Source organism: candidate division TA06 bacterium B3_TA06, assembly GCA_005223075.1.
Lineage (GTDB): Bacteria > Hydrothermota > Tepidihabitantia > B3-TA06 > B3-TA06 > B3-TA06.
This window is the reverse complement of the sequence record NJBO01000010.1, coordinates 75,063-91,119: the sequence shown is the minus strand read 5'-3', so window position 1 is coordinate 91,119 and position 16,057 is coordinate 75,063. Positions and strand designations below refer to the sequence as shown.

The window sequence follows — 16,057 nt, the reverse complement described above, 5'->3', positions numbered from 1 at the left end:
CCCTGCCCGAGCGTTTTCTCCTGGTGCAGAGGATTCTTGTAAAAGGCTCTTTATGTTACATCCTTGCAGAGCGCACCCTGAGGCTTTTTGATCTGCGCACCTCGCGCAAAGCAGTGATCGCCGAGGATGTTGACGATGCTGCCATCAATCGCTACGGCGAGTTATGGGTGCTTTCTGCGTTCGATCTGCGGCGGCTGTCGCCTTTGGGAAGGGAACTTGAGATTCGCAAGCTCAAGATCCTACCCACCTCAATCTGGGTGCTTAGAGATAGCCTTTATCTGGAGGATAACGAGATGCCGCCGCTTGATGAGGGGTTAAAGCAAAAGTTAACACAGGCTGTGGTTACGATCGAAGAGATCTCCTCTTCCCGCTTGGCTCTATGCGATAAAGGCGTTTATGTATTAATGGACTCACGCAGAATCTTAAGGGTAGGGAAGTAGACCCGTAAGGATGAACCTGCTGCTCCTGTCCTTCTTACTTTCTTCCATCCTAACCCCGCATGAGGAAACCCTTGTGCTTGAGCCGGGAAGAAGTGAGTATCCACTCATATACCCTCTTGTTGTGGAGGGAACGTTTGTGATTGATTCAATCGGCTCAGCTTACAAGATAAAGGATGGGGTGCTTTACCTTGAGAGACCGCCTGCTGAGACCTTGTTAGTGCAAGCCAGTTACTTAAGCCTTGAGGACACGGCAATAGCTCCGGTAAGGATACACGAGCCAAATAAGGAAAGCCGATTTGCCTCATCAGACTCGTCTAGCCGAGAGATTCCAGTACAAACAAGGGGAACCCTCGAGGTGCACGGTTCAAAGACCTTTTCCATATCGGTAAACGAGGGGGGGATAGGCGATATTGACCAGGGACTTTCTGTTAACGTATCCGGTGAGCTTACAGGGGTTGATGTCGAGGCCTATCTTACAGATGAGGAAGGAACATTTGTCCCTGAAGGCACCACTGAACGAATCGAGGGGTTCGACAGGATCGCGATAAGCCTTTCCCAGGATAGATGGAAGCTCGCTCTGGGCGATCTTGATCTTGCCCATTCCCTGCCCGGCTACGGCACGATCCAGCGCAGGTTGCAAGGCGCTGCCGGTGAGTTTTCGCTTGAGAGGTTAGGAGCAAGCGGCGCGTTCGGCATAGACGGTTCAAAACAGGGGCGTGAGGTATTAGATACGGAAGACGGCAAGCAAGGGCCTTATTACGTGGGCCAAAGGGATTCTGATCAGCCCGTAATACCGGGAAGTGAACGCATATACCTGGACGGTAAGCTCCTTGAAAGGGGTAGCCAAAAAGACTACGTTATTGACTACTCGACCGGAGAGCTGACATTTACAAATTATCAAAGGATCGAGGCCACATCAAGACTCGAGGTAGACTACACCTATGCCGGGACAGACTACCGCTCGAACAACGAGCTCGCAGGTCTCCAGATCGGGCCTTTTGAAGGTCTCTTTTACCGCGAGGCGGACTCGCGCACCCATCTATTTCACTCCTGGTCTGCCGAGCAGCAGGCTATACTGGATACCGCAACCGTAGGTGAGGCGATAGTACCGGGGGTTCGTTTCGTTGGAGAGAATAAGGGGAGCTACACGCTCCAGGATAGTCACTACGTTTGGACAGGTCCCGCTGCAGGCTCATACGACGTGAGTTTCCGCAGGGTTGATGCAGCCGAAGGCGACTACGTGCTCGATCCTGATTCAGGCTTCTTCCGCTACATCGGTCCGGATTCCGGAGACTATCGGGCGGAGATACTTACCACACTTCCTTCACGCGAGGAGGCCTTATTCTTATCCCTTGATGAAGACATAGGAGCTTTGAATCTTTCCGTCTCCACCATAGGATCACGCAGGACGCCGAATCTGTATAACGAAACTAATATGCTCTTCGGCCATGCGCACAGGGTAAAGACAGGATTCGAAACCGAGCGCTTGCAGGTAGAGCTTGACCATAGATTACAGACCCCTGAGGTTTGGATTCCAGCAGACGGTGATGACGCAGAAGCTGCAGATCGTTGGAACCGCGACTCGCTGCCTCGAAGTTTTAACGCACAGAGCCTTGGTGTTACGGTGATTCGAGAGTCCTTAACACTAGGGGCCCAGGGCGGGCATCTGTGGACCCAGACTCACGAGTTCAGGGCAGGGCTCGCATCAGAAGGTTCTTTCTTTGACCTTTCAGCTGACTGGTTAAAGGAACGCCAAAGGGCGGATGCAAACCTTTATCCGCGCATAGGTATATTCACCCCGCTTGCCGGACTTGGGTTCGAGAACTATACCCTGGACACTGCTAATACTAGGAACATCGAGCCTCTTTTAGGCCTCATGGTCTCGCCGATAAATGAATTAACAATGAAAACCACAGTCTCAAGACGCATTGACCAGAGGAAGGAGGAAGACTGGGAAGACACACTATACTACGACCGCCTCGGCGTTGGAGGTAATTGGGAGGGAGATAAGCTTTCTTCTTCTGTCAACACCGGGATAGAAAGAATGTCTTACCTGGATGCAGCGGAAGGTAAAAAGTGGGAGGCATTCTACGCCGATATCTATACGAACTACACCCCATCGTCCCGCATAAGGCTTTACGCTGATCTGTCCCAGCAAACCACCCGCAGCAGGACTCAGATAGTGGAGTATATACCTGTCGAGCCGGGCACGGGTGACTATGCAAGGGACCCGGAAACCGGAGAGTATATACCGGAAGAGCAGGGAGACTACAGGAGAGTGGTGAGAACCGAGGAAGGCGCTGCACCTGAGATTGAACGGGATGCAAATCTCGGCACAGACCTCAACTTTAATCTAATAAGGCTCTGGAGCGCTGTGACTTACCAGGAATTGCCTATATCGAACTCCCTTATCGCATCTGGAAGGATCACGCTCCTCCCCAGGGAAACGATTCTCAACGTTATCCTTGAACCCAGCTATCGCAATCAGCGTTTCCCCTCATGGGGCGGGACCGACGAAACCCTTGCAGGCTGGGGTGGCCGTATCGAGCTGCGCTCACGCGTGCATCCAGACTATCTTGTAAGGCTCGAAGGTTCCTACGATACCGAGGAGCGGCACAGAGGCCAGCAACCGCTGCGTTCACGCGAGGAGGTATCGGCAAGCCTTGCACCAATTATCGACCTCTGGCTGCGGATCGAACCGCAGATAGGCTTCGGCACGCTCACCGCAGAAGAACCTTTTTACTATCCTGAACTAGGGGAAATTATCATACGACGTGCATGGGTTGGGACCAATCTTGAAAAACGCTTTGAAGACCTGAAGTTGACCGCAGGCGTGCTATTGACTCAGCGCCAGCCAAATATTGCTGAGCTCCCCTACCTTATATCACGCGACGACCCACCGGGTCTGCATCCTGCGTGGACCGCGGGTGCGGAGCGCTCAATCGGCAAAGGACTTTCCATGCGGCTGGAGTACGAAGGCAACCTCTACCCTGACGAACGCGGGCTTACAAACTCCTTCGAGCTATCTGCAGGGATGTACTTTTAACACCTCGATCCCTAAGATATCAGAGATCCACAGACTGATTAAAGGTAGGACGAAACTACTGGATGGAGTCGGGCAGAACCAGCTCCCGCAGACCGATCCCATCAAGCTCGGCATAAGCTTTGTTGCCTTTCAGGTAAACGTCATTGACTGTGGCCGGAAGCTTTGATGCCTTAAGAACTTCTATCCAGGTTCTCTGGCTTAAGGTAGAGACGAGCACGCTGTCCGCTTTGGCCACTATCCCGTCAGGGCGACGGTCACGGTTAAGGTCGTGGAGTGAGTGGGTAAGCTGACGTGTGGAGTGTTCGGCAATCACCCAGGCTCCGTAGTCTTGGAGGAACGATCTGAATCGGTCGGCCTCGGCACGGGTTCTGAAGAACCCTACCCTGAACTTGGTCAATCCACCTTCCTTGACAAAGTAGTAAGGTAGTCCCTGGCGCGCCAGGTTCTCCATGAGAGGGCCGAAGCTGGCGGGATTGGAGAAGGCTCCTACCTGAAGAGAGAAAGCCTGACCTTCAAAACTCCTCACCGGCTGAACGAGGTAGGCTTGCGTTTGTTCACTTACACCTGGAAGGGCCAGCCTGTCGCCGCACACGAATAAAGGCTTACCCATAAACGGATAGGCGGAAGAGTGTGTGTTACGGGAGTGGGTGTTACGGGGGCAAGAAGCATTGAAGGTATCCGCGGGAACCAGTGAGGGCAGACTAACGGTGATCAGATTGTTACCGGCAAGCACGGTTGCAAAGCTCTCCGAATCTATCGTGGAGAGTTTCCTGATGTCGGCAATCTGCGTTCGTGCGAGGAGGGTTGAAGATGCTGGATCGGCAAGAATAAGTTCTGAGGAAGTGGCGGCAAGCACCTTGCCCTGCCAGGCGCTGACGCGTGTGGGTTCTGAGCCTAGATTGAGGGATGCAGATTTCCTTGTCGAAGGTGAGAAAAACCAAAGCCCTAAGGAATTACGATCGACAAGGGTTGAACCGATGAGCAATGGATAGCGCGGTATCCAGGGCAGCTTCACATCAATAATCTTCTTGGTATTTGGATTGTAGGTGAACGAATTAAGCCCCTGTGAGGGAATAAAGAGCAACTCGCCTGAGGGCAGCAAGAACATAGAGCTGGCCAATCGAGGCAGCCCATAGGTATAAAGCAAACTCATCTTTGCAGCCGAGCCTTGCACCACGCTTAACGCATCTGCACCAAGAAGGTAGATTCGGTCGTCCGTGCCGATCACAGCGCTGCTGTATGCCCTGTCCAGTCGGAAGACCGCCGATACCTGCTCGTTAGCTGGATCTACGGCAAAAAGCGCCTGGGAAGTAAGAACATAAGGACGCGATCCTAGCAAAATAGTAACCGGGGTTCCAAAAAGCGGTACGCGGCTTGAGCCATCACAGGTAATAATTCTGAGATCAGTCTTATCCAGAAGATAGGACTTCTCTGTATGCACAACATAGGATGTACCTACCATGGTGGATGCGAGAAGGATTATGGAGGCGATGAATCTCACTGCTCCCCAAGAGCCATGAGCGCTATGCGGAGTATAAGCTCATCGTATGAGATGCCGAGAACATTTGCTGCAGCCGGTAGATCACTCAAATCGGTCAACCCTGGAATGGTGTTGACCTCAAGCAAGTAGGGTTGAGAGTTTTCTGCCAGCATGAAGTCTACCCTGCCGAAGTGACGGGCGTCTATGGAGCGGAAGGCACGTAAAGCCAACTCCTGGGTGCGCTTGGTCCGCTCTGGGTCCATGCGTGCAGGACAGATGAACTCGGTAGCACCTTTGGTGTATTTGGCCTGGTAGTCGTAGAATTCCTGGGTCTTGGGGACAAGCTCTAGCAGAGGCAGCGCCTGGTCTCCAAGGATACCTGCCGTTCCAGTCATACCTGATATAAACTCCTCAAGAAGCACGTCACCGAACTCGGCCTGAACGCGCCGGGTCTGCTCAAGCAGTGCAAGCTCATCATGAACGATATGCACGCCAACGCTTGAACCTTCAAAACGCGGCTTGATTATTACCGGAAAGCCGAACTCCTGGGCCGCCTTTTGTGCCGCTGGCACGTGGTCTGTATCTCCTGGGAGGGGAACGAACCGTGGGGTAGGTATGTCGTTGCGGGCAAAGATCCACTTTGAGACCCACTTGTCCATCCCGATCGCCGAGGCCGCCACCCCAGAACCGGTGTATGGAATACCTGCAACCTCGCAGAATCCCTGAAACGAACCGTCCTCCCCTGCTTTACCGTGAAGGGCAATGAAGATAACGTCCGGTTTCTCTTTTAAGAGTTTTGGCAGATCGTCGGGTGATGTGAGGTCAAAGCTCACCGCCTCGATCCCTTGCCTCCTTAAAGCCTCGAACACGTTGCGGCCTGAAAGCAGTGATATCTCACGCTCCGACGACCATCCGCCGGAACAGACAACCACCCGCTTGCCCTTCAGAGACTCAACCAAACTCTTATCCACCAATCCTCCTTTTTATCCTCCTTTTCGCTAGAAGCGAAAAGATCGGAACCAGATACCTTGAATCTGTAAATCTTGATTCGACATCTATCTTTAATCCTAACCTATCTCCCTCTAATCGTTCTGCTTAATCTGGACCCCTGCGATCTTTGCTCGCAGAGCGAGCAAAGGAGCATCAACCATACTTTGGATAGCAGCACTTCTTGTACTTCTTGCCCGATCCGCACGGACATGGGTCGTTTCGTCCAACCTTCTTTTTTATCTTGACCGGCTTGGACCTACCTTGCTGAACCCGTGGGTTAGCAGTCCCGCTGGGAACGGCCGAAGCCTCCTCCTTGTAGGCATGCACCGGAGCCTGGCGCCTTACCGGAGCCTGTCTGAGCTGGGCGCGGAACAGAAGCTTGGTGGTCTCACGCTGCAGTGATCTTACCATCTCCTCATACTTACCGTATGCCTCTTTTTTGTACTCGATGATGGGATCCTTCTGTCCGTAGCCGCGCAGGCCTATGCCGCGCTTAAGTTCATCCATCTCCCGCAGGTGATCACGCCAGTGCCGGTCGATACCGGTAAGAAAAACCAGATTCTGAAGTTCGCCGAACTTCTCCTCTCCCAGTGTCTCACGACGCACCTTAAACGCCTCATCTGCCCGATCGTTAAGCATCTCGATAAGCTCTTCGAGTTTGACCTTTGCTCGCTCCTCTAAAGGCGGCATCTCAAAGTCAAGCATGAAGTAGCTTACGAAATCCATCTCTAACCCTTCCCAGTCCCATTCATCCCCGCCGTGGCCCGTGCAATGATCTTCGACTATAGAGTCGATTACTTCGCCGAAATAAAACCGGCATAACCCGTCGAGGTCCTCCCCTGCAAGGATCTCATCACGGGTGGCATAGATCTCCTCGCGCTGCCTGTTCATCACGTCGTCGTACTCCAGAAGCCGCTTGCGCATCTCGAAGTTGTTCTGCTCCACACGCTTCTGGGCGTTCTCGATGGCCCTGGTAACAAGGGGCGATGAGATAGGCTCCATCTCCTTGCCGCCGAAGCGCTCGATTACCTGATTCATGCGGTCCGCGCCGAAGATGCGCAGAAGATCGTCCTCCAGACTGAGGAAGGACCGGGATGCTCCCGGGTCGCCCTGACGGCCTGAGCGGCCTCTAAGCTGGTTGTCTATCCTTCGGGATTCGTGCCGTTCGGTTCCGACGATCAAAAGGCCACGAGGGAAGTCCTCCTGGCATCCTTTGGAGCGCTTGAAGCGCTCCATCTCAGCATCGGTATGAGCCTCCTCTATATTGCATTGGCTGGGGATCTGCAACACTTCTGGTGTGAGTTTGATGTCGGTTCCGCGACCGGCCATGTTGGTAGCTATGGTTACCTTGTGCATCTGACCTGCCTCGCGCACGATCTCCGCTTCCTTCTGGTGATGCTTGGCGTTGAGCACGTTGTGGTTGATCCCATTGCGGCGAAGCATACGCGAAAGGGTCTCTGAAACATCCACAGAGGTGGTGCCAACTAGAATCGGTCTGCCGGTATCATGCCATTTCTTGATCTCATCGATCACCGCTTTGTACTTCTCGGCGCGTGTCTTGTAGACGATGTCAGAATAATCAATACGGCGCACCAGTTTATTGGTGGGGATCTCAATGGGATCATCCATCTTGTAGACCTGCACGAACTCGTTGGCGTCGGTCATGGCTGTACCTGTCATACCGGCCAGCTTCTCGTACATGCGGAAATAGTTCTGATGGGTTATGGTCGCGACGGTCTGGGTCTCCTCCTGGACACGCATACCTTCCTTGGCCTCTAACGCCTCGTGCAGGCCGTCTGAGTAGCGGCGACCTGGCTGGGGGCGACCGGTGAAGGGATCAACGATGATAACCTTTCCCTCGGCAACGATGTAGTCCTCGTCTCGGCTGAAGAGAACGTAGGCCTTTAAGAGAGCGTGGTGGTTATTGAGCATCTCACTCTTGCGCGCGTACTCGTCGTAAAGGGCCTCCTTTGTCTTGAGCCTCTGTTTGGGATTAATGTCTACACGCTTGTCTATCTCTGCAAGTCCTGTAGAGAGATCAGGCAGGGTAAAAGCGTCGGGGTCAGCCGGATTGAGGAGTGCTCGGCCCTTCTCGTTAAGTTCAACCGCACGCATGTGTTCGTCGTAGGTGAAGTAGTTCTCTGCATCGAGTTCGTGAAGCTTCTTGTCGCGCATTAGTGCAAGTTCGATGTCATCAATGAGCCGCTTCATCGAGCCTTCCTTTTCTATGCGTAGAAGCTTCTTGTGCTTTGGTGTGCAGCGGCGCACCATCAAGAGGAGTCGTGCCGCGTCCATCTCCTTTTCTTCCTGGATAAGCCTCTCAGCCTGTGCTACGCGTTCGTTGGAAAGCCGCTGCTGGGCTTCGAAAAGCCTCGCCACACCAGGCTTGTATCGCATGTAACCGCGGTCTACGTACTCGGTGGGACCGGAGATAATAAGAGGGGTACGCGCCTCGTCTATAAGCGCCGAATCCACCTCGTCAACAATCGCGTAGGCGTGAGAGCGCTGCACCTTGTGATCCAGCGAGTGCACCATGTTGCCGCGCAGATAGTCGAACCCGAACTCGTTGTTGGTGCCGTAGGTGATGTCTGCACGATACATGGGCTGACGTTCGGCAGGGCTCATGCCGGTCTGGATCACCCCCACGCTGAGACCAAGATACTCGTAGATGGGCCCCATCCACTCCCGGTCACGTGCAGCCAGGTAGTCGTTGACCGTGACAAGGTGAGCGCTTCGGCCCATGAGGGCGTTGAGGTATAGGGGCATGGTAGCAGCAAGGGTCTTACCCTCACCGGTGCGCATCTCGGAGATCTTGCCCTCGTGGAGCACCACAGCGCCGATAACCTGCACGTTAAAGGGAAACATGTCCCAGGTAGTCTCGAAGTCGCGCACGTCCCATGTATTGCCCAAAAGCAGGTAGCATGTCTCGCGCACAATGCTGAACGCCTCGATCATTATCGGCTCAAGCGCGGTGTTGGTGCGCCGCTTCCAGAGCTCCTTGCGTTCCCCTTCGTCCGTTTTCTTGACCTCCGCTTCGATCTCGCGGGCACGCTCCTTGAGGCGCTTCTGCCAGGCGCGGGTGCGGGCAACCAACGCGGGACGAACCCTGGCTTGAAGAATCTTCTTGGCCTCAAGCCAGGCCTTTGAAGCACCCTGCTCCTTGGCCTCAAGCTCTGCTCGCAGCTCTTTGTAGATGGGTCTTCCCACCTTCTCCTCGAGATGCTCGCAGAGCCAGTCATCGCCTGCACCTGCCCAGTGGTTGCTTGCTCTGACCTCGTTTTCGATCCCCCAGTAGATAGCGCGCCAGTCGAACTCCGCAGGTTCGCCCGCTTCGCCCTCGGCAAACCATTCCGCTGCCTTCTCTTCTGCCTGGCGGAGCTTTACGGAACGTTCAGGGTCCTCAGGCAAGATACCGGCGATCAGCTCGTTCCAGCGGCGCTCGAACTCTGCCGATTGTCTGACGATCTCCTCCACACTCATTCCTGCCAGATGGGTGATGGGCGGCGGATCTGACGGGTCCGCCGACCCGTAGTCGTGCAGGGCGAGAAGTATCTCGTTGACCTCCACAACATAAGGCCTCATGCGACGTATCTCGCGCTCCTGCTTTGTGCCGAAGAACTTCTGCAAAACGTTAGCCATACTAACTATATTATGTAAGGATTAAGCCCCATGTCAACCCGTAACACACCCCGTAACACACCCCGTACCCTTTGAGGGGGCATTTTCATTATTACTGGAGCTGCGCTCGACTCATTAAGGAAATAACACACCCCCCGTAACACACCTCACAGCCATTTCAAGTCTGTGTTCATACTCCAAGCCGATCTACCGATGCTCCTTGCGATCTTTTCTCCGCAGGAGAAAAGGAGCATTAAAGCAATAGTTGACAATTCATCCTCCACGTATAGACTCATCCATGTTAAGCAGACTGCTGCTGATTCCTCCTCTGGCTTTAATGATGTTTCTCGCCTGCAAACCTGAGCCGCCTAAAGTTGTGCTGCACAACTCCTGCTCAGGATATACCGAGCTGCGAAAGATCTCGTTCCCTACGAAGCGAACAAAAATCATGCTCGATTCCCTGGGATTACCCGACTCGGTGGGGGAGCCGGACAGATCAGCGGCCTATCAGATAGACACACGCATCTTTGTTCACTCTGGAGACAGAAGGCGGCTTAATGCGCTTGATTCCATCTTCCCCGAAGCCGAAATCGTCAAGGGTGAGACAAAAGGAGTGATTCACGTCTGGGCAGGTATCAACGGGCTTAGCTTCGATTCGATGCCCTTCTCGAGGCGGATACTGGTGCTCAACGGGACCTCAAAGGCAGGTCTGGCCCGCGACGTCGCCTACCGGTTCAGCATCAGATTCGGCCTGGCCTCGCTTGAACCTCAGACAGCGGACGCAGATACCTTCTCCAAGACCGTGCTCTATTGCCCTCCCAAGGATGTACATCTGGCCAAAAGGCTCATTAACTACTTGAGAACGGGTAAGGTTGAGGTGCGAACCAATCTTGTGGATATGGTTCTGGTGCTTGGCGCGGATATGCTGAATCCAACCACAAAGGCTAAGCACTCCAGGGGTATCTCGATCGTTGTGAAGAAGTCGCTGTTTACGCTTTTCGTCTACAAAAATGGAGCCATGATAGAGAAATATCCGGTAGCTTTAGGTAAGAATTCAGGTGATAAAAGGAAGGTGGGAGATAACCGCACACCTCTAGGCGATTTTACGATCACCTCGATTGAGGATTCGCACACCTGGGAACACGACTTCGGTGACGGCAAGGGGCCGATTCCTGGAGCTTACGGCCCGTGGTTTTTGAGGCTCTCGACACTTGCCACGGAGACCAGGTCTGGTAAACAATGGGTAGGTATTGCGATCCACGGTACCCATGATGAGGCATCTATAGGCACCCGAGCAACTGAGGGCTGCATCCGCATGCACAACGAGGACGTGGACTCGCTAAAGAGGATAGTGGACGTAGGCACACCGGTTCGGATCGAAAAGTGATTATCTACCAGATATCTTGATATCTTGAAGGCCGGTCATTGGACCGGCCTATTCGGTACAACTCCTTAGTTCAACGTGAGCTCCGCAGTATTCGCAGATAACTATCGTACCTGCGTTCTGTGATTTTGCGAGCGATCACTGCCGACTTGATGGCACAGTCCGGTTCATGGGAGTGATGCAGGGTTGTAACAGTTCCTTGTCAACTACAGAGTATGATTTCTTATCACCTTCCTTGAGGTCTTGATATGTTGCGACCCTGATGCGCCTAGGCGATTCGTAAATCGATCTGACGAATTAGTGCATAGCATACCGGCTGGAAGTGTTTAAGCCAGAAAGATCGGCCCAACACGTTCTCAGGCTCGAAATCAACCGCGCATCGCACGTAACCGGCTGACCTCGCCCAATCCAGTGAATGCTTCAACAAATTGGCACCGATTCCTTGCTCGCGCACGTGTTCTTTTGTAAATGCCGCGGTTATGCTTGCCGTTTTATCATCTGAGATTACGCGTGCTGCACCTTGATGCGAAGGACCAATCTGCAAACGGGAAACCGCTTCTCCGTTGTAGACAGCCAGCCATGATGCCACAGAGGGGTTCTGCAACAATTTTTCACAAGATTCCTTACCGGTTTTTTCCAACAGCGCCATAAAAGTAGGTGAGGTGGCTATATACTGTTCTTGCCCGTGACTTAATGACAGGACGACATCCAGATCTTCAATTCCGGCGCGGCGAATCTCTACGTCTGCAAAGGGACCTTCTACGTCACCGAGATCACGCATGGCATCGACTGCAGCCAGACCGAACCCCAGCCAGAACAGCGCATCGATAATTTCGGAATCATGTGCCAGCACGCCTACGAGGTGAGTAAAGCATCCGTCTCTAACCCATTCGCGCGCGATGCGCTCATACATCGTGTTGAAGACCTTTACACGGGTCTCGCCGATCTCGGCATGTGCCCATTCGGGAACGCACACGCTTCGTCGTCCTCTCCAGGATGGCAGCAGCCACCCGATCATAAATCCCACAAGCTTGTTTTTTGAGATCGCGGCAACACCCGGGGATTTCTGCGAGAGTTTTTCCAATACCGGCAGAATAGTGTTGTGGTCTTCGAAGCGTACAGGCAGAAGAGGGCTTAGCTCCCTTTCTGTTCTGATTCTTTCGGCGAATAGCCTGGCAGCATCTTCGAGGTGTTCTTCACCGAATGGTTTGATTTCACATGAAGCCATGTTTTTCAACTCCTCAGTATCCGCAGGTAACTGTCGTATCTTCGCTCGGTGATTTTTCCGGCATCGACCGCCGCCTTGATGGTACAGCCCGGTTCGTGAGAGTGAGTGCAGCCCATGCCGAACTTGCACTGCCCAATGTAGGGACGCATCTCGCGAAAGAGCCAGGCTGGATTTACATCCGTCTTGTCGAGCCACGGGGCGAACTCCCGCATCCCGGGTGTGTCGACCACGAAACCGCCGCACCGCAGGGGAAACATCTCCAGATGAGTGGTGGTATGCCGCCCCTTGTTGACACGGGTAGAAACCTCCTGCACTCGAAGTCCCAGCCCTGGTTCGAGGGTATTGAGAAGGGTGGTCTTCCCCACCCCTGATTTGCCCATAAGGACCGAGGTTCGGTTTGAAAGGATTTCGGTGAGTTCGTCCATGCCCAGGCCGGTTACGGCGGAGGTAAACAGCAGCTTGTAGCCGATATCGGCATAGACCTGGAGCTGTTCGCAAAACATCTCGACGTCATCTATCAAATCCATCTTGGTTAGGCAGATAACGATCGGAATCTCGAGGAGTTCGGAATCGGCAAGGTAGCGGTCTACCAACCGCCACGAAGGCTTGGGCCGCCTGGCCGAAACCACCGCAATCATCTGGTCAACGTTGGTCACGATGAGCTGCTCGCGGGTGATGTTTTTCTCCTGAGGCTTGTCCGCCCCGTGAAGAACCGCGCGGCGGGACAATTTGGTGCGGCGGGGTAGAACCTCGATGATCATGCCGGATTCATCCCCGGAGTCCCTGAACCGCACCTCGTCGCCCACAGCTACCGGGTCGACCATCTCGATATCTGCCACTTTATCGACCGATTGCCGGCGGGACGAGGCGTCAGCCTCAGGATAGATGAGAACCTTGCGCAGCTTTGAGGAGATGGTACACACGACGGTAGCGTCGCCTGTTCTTACCCAGTAGCGGCCGATGGTTTTCTTAAAGACTGTACCGGTTTTTAGACCCGTCTGGGTCTTAATTTCTGTATCCAAAACTGTCCTTTCTGTACCAAAAGGTACATACTAAGTTGATTTCATTACTTACTTCTTGCTGTTGATATATGGACAGTCTGGATTTTTGAAGCTTTTCAGGGGCCGAAAAACTTCACCCTCTCCTCCCGGCGCTTGCCGATTGGCTTAAGCGGGCGCGAGGGGAGGCTTCCAGCTATCCGTGCGTGTTCTTTCATCAGACATCGAAACCTCCTTTCGTAGGTTTATTGTTTCTTATTAACACTTCAGTATACGCGCGAACCACACCCCTGTCAAGGTCGGCCCCTACAATCTGTGAAAATCTGCGTTCCGAAGGGAAACGAGTGAAACGAGTTTCAATCTGTGGTTAAAAAAACCCTGTCCATCTTTTTTCACCCCACAAATCTGCTACGCAGTTACTCCGCGAGCGTCGTCATTTCATGTCGCGGGGACCCCGAAATTTTGTCCATCTTTTGTCTAGCTTTTGACTACCTTTTGTCCACCTTTTGACCAGCTTTTTTGTGACGAGTGCGATTTAAACCTGACGAGTTTACTAGTTAAATTAGCGGCCTGATCGAGGGACAAAATTCACTTCCACCTTACCAATTTTTCAATTCAACCCCAATTGGTTTAAAATTGTTCAACTAGACCTTGACAAAGTTCAAAATTTGACTATAATTTCACCATGACTGAGAAGAAACTCATCGGACGCTGTCCGGCCTGCAACGGAAGTCTCTATATTTCGGAACTTAGCTGCCGCAAGTGCGAGGTAAAGATCCGGGGAGAGTTCGAAGTTCCCATGTTCGCGCGACTTACAGACGAGGAGCGCGAGTTTTTGATGCTTTTCTTGCGCTCCAGGGGTAGCTTAAGAGAGATTCAGAGGGAACTGGCGCTCTCCTACCCTACGGTGCGTAACCGTCTGGACGCATTACTGGCCAAGATGGGCATCATCACCGCCCGCGCCTCCCATGAAGAGATAAACGAGGTGCTGGACAGGCTGGAAGCAGGCGAGCTCTCCGCCGAGGAAGCGATAAGGCTCATCAAAAAAGAAGAGTCAGAAGAAACCTAAAGGAGGAAGACGTGAAAGAACAAAAAAGGACAAGAATAGTCCTAAGAAGGACCAAGCCCGACGACGGGTATCTCAGGAATCTGCTTCGCGGGTTGTTCATAGGTAACTAAAGACCAAGTGGAGAAGACAATGAATCCAAAGGAAAGAATCCTCAAGCTTCTGGAAGACGGCAAGATAACAGCGGACGAGGCGGCCCGCCTCCTTAAAGCCCTGGGCGAGCCCTGCTGCGAGCCTAAGGATGAGTGTTGCGAGTCAACCTCGGATGAGTGCTGTGAAACCAAGGACGAGGAGTGCTGCGAACCTGACAAGGGTGCAGAGTCTGAGAAAAGCGAATCCAGCGAGTAACGGAGGATATGATGGAAGAACGCAAAAAGATACTTGAACTCTTAGAAACGGGCAAGATAACAGCCGATGAGGCGGCCAACCTCCTGGAGGCGTTGAATAAGAGCTACGCCCGTAGCACACACGCTCACCCACATTGTGGACCGATGTTCATCAAGCACAGCTTCGGCAGGCATCACTTCGACACCTGCTGCCATCCCCCTCATAAGAAGGTGATCGTCAAGATGAGGGGCGAGTGTTGCGAGGACCCCGAAGATGCGGAGCTCATGACGTTCGGCTGCTGCGGCTGAGGAGGAAGGAATGGAAGAAAGAGAACGAATACTTAAGTTGCTGGAAGAAGGCAAGATAACAGCTGAGGAGGCGACAAAGCTCCTTGAGGCGCTGGGCGAGCCATTCCGTTTTACCCAGCGCGGACCGGGATCTGATCTCGGCAAGCGAATCGCCCGTAAGGTGGAGCTCAGTCTGAAAGACCTGCCGGATATGATCGAGCGCTGCGTGCCTTTTATGGACACTGGCGAGGAAAAGGAACTCAAGTTCGACCCCAGGGAACGATTCACCGTCAAGGCGGTAGCCGGCGATGTGAAGATCACCGGGGATGACGAGCAATCCATCCGCATCAAGCTTCAGGGCGGACATAAGGTAGCGGAAACCGAAGACGAGCTCTTAATCAAAACTATGTCCGGCGACATCGACATAGAGGTTCCTAAATCCCAGGAGGTGGAGCTAAAAGCAGCCGCTGGTGACGTCTCGGCAAGCAATCTCGCTTCGGAACTGTCAATACGCTGCGGCGGAGGCGACCTGAAGCTTAAGAATATCTCAGGAAGGCTCACCACAGCCGTAGGCGGCGGCGATGTCCGAGGCAAAGATATCTCAGCTGAACTCGACATTCGAGTGGGCGGCGGCGATATAGACCTTGACCTTTCGGCATGCCGAGGGGTGGGACGCATCGAGCTCGGTGGTGGGGATATCAATCTCACAATCCCTGAAAAGGCAAACGTTGAGCTTACCATCCACAAACCCAAATATGGAGACATCTCAAGCGACTTCGACCTTGAGCCTTCTGACGAAGAGGATGAACTCAAAGCCGTTTTAGGGAAACCTGAGGCGAAACTTTACGTCAAGACAAAGCATGGTGACATCACTCTGCGCAAAAGGAGCAAGTAAATGATCGCAGGGCTTGCCGGGATATTAGGCATCACGATATGGGCAGGTGGTCTTATCCTGGCAGGAATCCTTGCCACCATCTATTTTATAGCCGTGCTGAGAGCGGAAAGGCGCCCAGAAACGGCTGAAGAAAACATCCGAAGGAGGAAGAGATGATCTCAGGGCTTATCCATAACTTAGGGTTTGCAGTGGGGATAGCCACTCTAGTTCTGGCTGGAATCCTTGCGGGGCTTTACCTCCTGCTCAAACGCAGAGAAGAACAAAAGCTGGAAGCTGTCAAGATACGTACCCAATCTGA

Annotated in this window: 12 protein-coding genes; 7 read left to right on the top strand and 5 right to left on the bottom strand. The window is 53.2% G+C overall.

What is annotated here, in order from left to right; all coding sequences use genetic code 11:
- The coding region (locus CEE36_07275; protein ID TKJ42694.1) for a hypothetical protein at positions 1 to 440 on the top strand (440 nt) is incomplete at its 5' end.
- A gap of 10 nt (positions 441 to 450) precedes the next feature.
- Entirely contained in the window at positions 451 to 3,486 is a 3,036-nt protein-coding gene (locus tag CEE36_07270) for a hypothetical protein (protein ID TKJ42693.1), read from the top strand.
- A gap of 55 nt (positions 3,487 to 3,541) precedes the next feature.
- Here CEE36_07270 and CEE36_07265 read toward each other — a convergent pair whose 3' ends face one another.
- The 3 genes from CEE36_07265 to CEE36_07255 all read right to left on the bottom strand — a co-directional run bounded on the left by CEE36_07265 (position 3,542) and on the right by CEE36_07255 (position 9,595).
- Positions 3,542 to 4,987 (bottom strand): hypothetical protein, encoded by a 1,446-nt coding sequence (locus tag CEE36_07265; GenBank protein TKJ42692.1) that lies wholly within the window; start codon positions 4,985 to 4,987, stop codon positions 3,542 to 3,544.
- Entirely contained in the window at positions 4,984 to 5,940 is a 957-nt protein-coding gene (locus CEE36_07260) for a D-alanine--D-alanine ligase (protein ID TKJ42691.1), read from the bottom strand. The genes CEE36_07265 and CEE36_07260 overlap by 4 nt, the downstream gene beginning before the upstream one ends.
- Before the next feature lie 169 nt (positions 5,941 to 6,109).
- On the bottom strand, positions 6,110 to 9,595 hold the full coding sequence (locus tag CEE36_07255; GenBank protein ID TKJ42690.1) for a preprotein translocase subunit SecA: 3,486 nt from the start codon (positions 9,593 to 9,595) through the stop codon (positions 6,110 to 6,112).
- A gap of 877 nt (positions 9,596 to 10,472) precedes the next feature.
- Between CEE36_07255 and CEE36_07250 the strand changes: the two genes are divergently transcribed.
- On the top strand, positions 10,473 to 10,961 hold the full coding sequence (locus tag CEE36_07250; protein TKJ42696.1) for a hypothetical protein: 489 nt from the start codon (positions 10,473 to 10,475) through the stop codon (positions 10,959 to 10,961).
- A 265-nt stretch (positions 10,962 to 11,226) separates the two neighbouring features.
- Here the strand turns inward: CEE36_07250 and CEE36_07245 are convergent, their stop codons facing one another.
- Positions 11,227 to 12,186: a hypothetical protein gene (locus CEE36_07245; GenBank protein ID TKJ42689.1), complete on the bottom strand. Its 960-nt coding sequence runs from the start codon at positions 12,184 to 12,186 to the stop codon at positions 11,227 to 11,229.
- Positions 12,187 to 12,191: 5 nt separating this feature from the next.
- Positions 12,192 to 13,208, bottom strand: a complete 1,017-nt coding sequence (gene rsgA, locus CEE36_07240; GenBank protein ID TKJ42688.1) for a ribosome small subunit-dependent GTPase A — start codon at positions 13,206 to 13,208, stop codon at positions 12,192 to 12,194.
- A 661-nt stretch (positions 13,209 to 13,869) separates the two neighbouring features.
- On the opposite strand from rsgA, the gene CEE36_07235 reads away from it, so the two are divergent.
- From CEE36_07235 to CEE36_07220, 4 genes are all read left to right on the top strand, one after another.
- Positions 13,870 to 14,253, top strand: a complete 384-nt coding sequence (locus CEE36_07235; protein ID TKJ42687.1) for a hypothetical protein — start codon at positions 13,870 to 13,872, stop codon at positions 14,251 to 14,253.
- A gap of 129 nt (positions 14,254 to 14,382) precedes the next feature.
- Positions 14,383 to 14,598 (top strand): hypothetical protein, encoded by a 216-nt coding sequence (locus tag CEE36_07230; GenBank protein TKJ42686.1) that lies wholly within the window; start codon positions 14,383 to 14,385, stop codon positions 14,596 to 14,598.
- An 11-nt stretch (positions 14,599 to 14,609) separates the two neighbouring features.
- Positions 14,610 to 14,885: a hypothetical protein gene (locus tag CEE36_07225; GenBank protein ID TKJ42685.1), complete on the top strand. Its 276-nt coding sequence runs from the start codon at positions 14,610 to 14,612 to the stop codon at positions 14,883 to 14,885.
- Between the two features lie 10 nt (positions 14,886 to 14,895).
- A complete protein-coding gene (locus CEE36_07220; protein TKJ42684.1) occupies positions 14,896 to 15,759 on the top strand; it encodes a hypothetical protein in 864 nt (287 codons plus the stop codon).
- Positions 15,760 to 16,057 lie beyond the last annotated feature (298 nt).

Coding starts and splice junctions, on each gene's coding strand:
- CEE36_07250 (TKJ42696.1), top strand. CDS start 10,473: ATGGTTCTGGTGCTTGGCGCGGATATGCTGAATCCAACCACAAAGGCT.
- CEE36_07230 (TKJ42686.1), top strand. CDS start 14,383: ATGAATCCAAAGGAAAGAATCCTCAAGCTTCTGGAAGACGGCAAGATA.
- CEE36_07225 (TKJ42685.1), top strand. CDS start 14,610: ATGGAAGAACGCAAAAAGATACTTGAACTCTTAGAAACGGGCAAGATA.
- CEE36_07220 (TKJ42684.1), top strand. CDS start 14,896: ATGGAAGAAAGAGAACGAATACTTAAGTTGCTGGAAGAAGGCAAGATA.
- CEE36_07255 (TKJ42690.1), bottom strand. CDS start 9,595: ATGGCTAACGTTTTGCAGAAGTTCTTCGGCACAAAGCAGGAGCGCGAG.
- CEE36_07235 (TKJ42687.1), top strand. CDS start 13,870: ATGACTGAGAAGAAACTCATCGGACGCTGTCCGGCCTGCAACGGAAGT.
- CEE36_07245 (TKJ42689.1), bottom strand. CDS start 12,186: ATGGCTTCATGTGAAATCAAACCATTCGGTGAAGAACACCTCGAAGAT.
- CEE36_07270 (TKJ42693.1), top strand. CDS start 451: ATGAACCTGCTGCTCCTGTCCTTCTTACTTTCTTCCATCCTAACCCCG.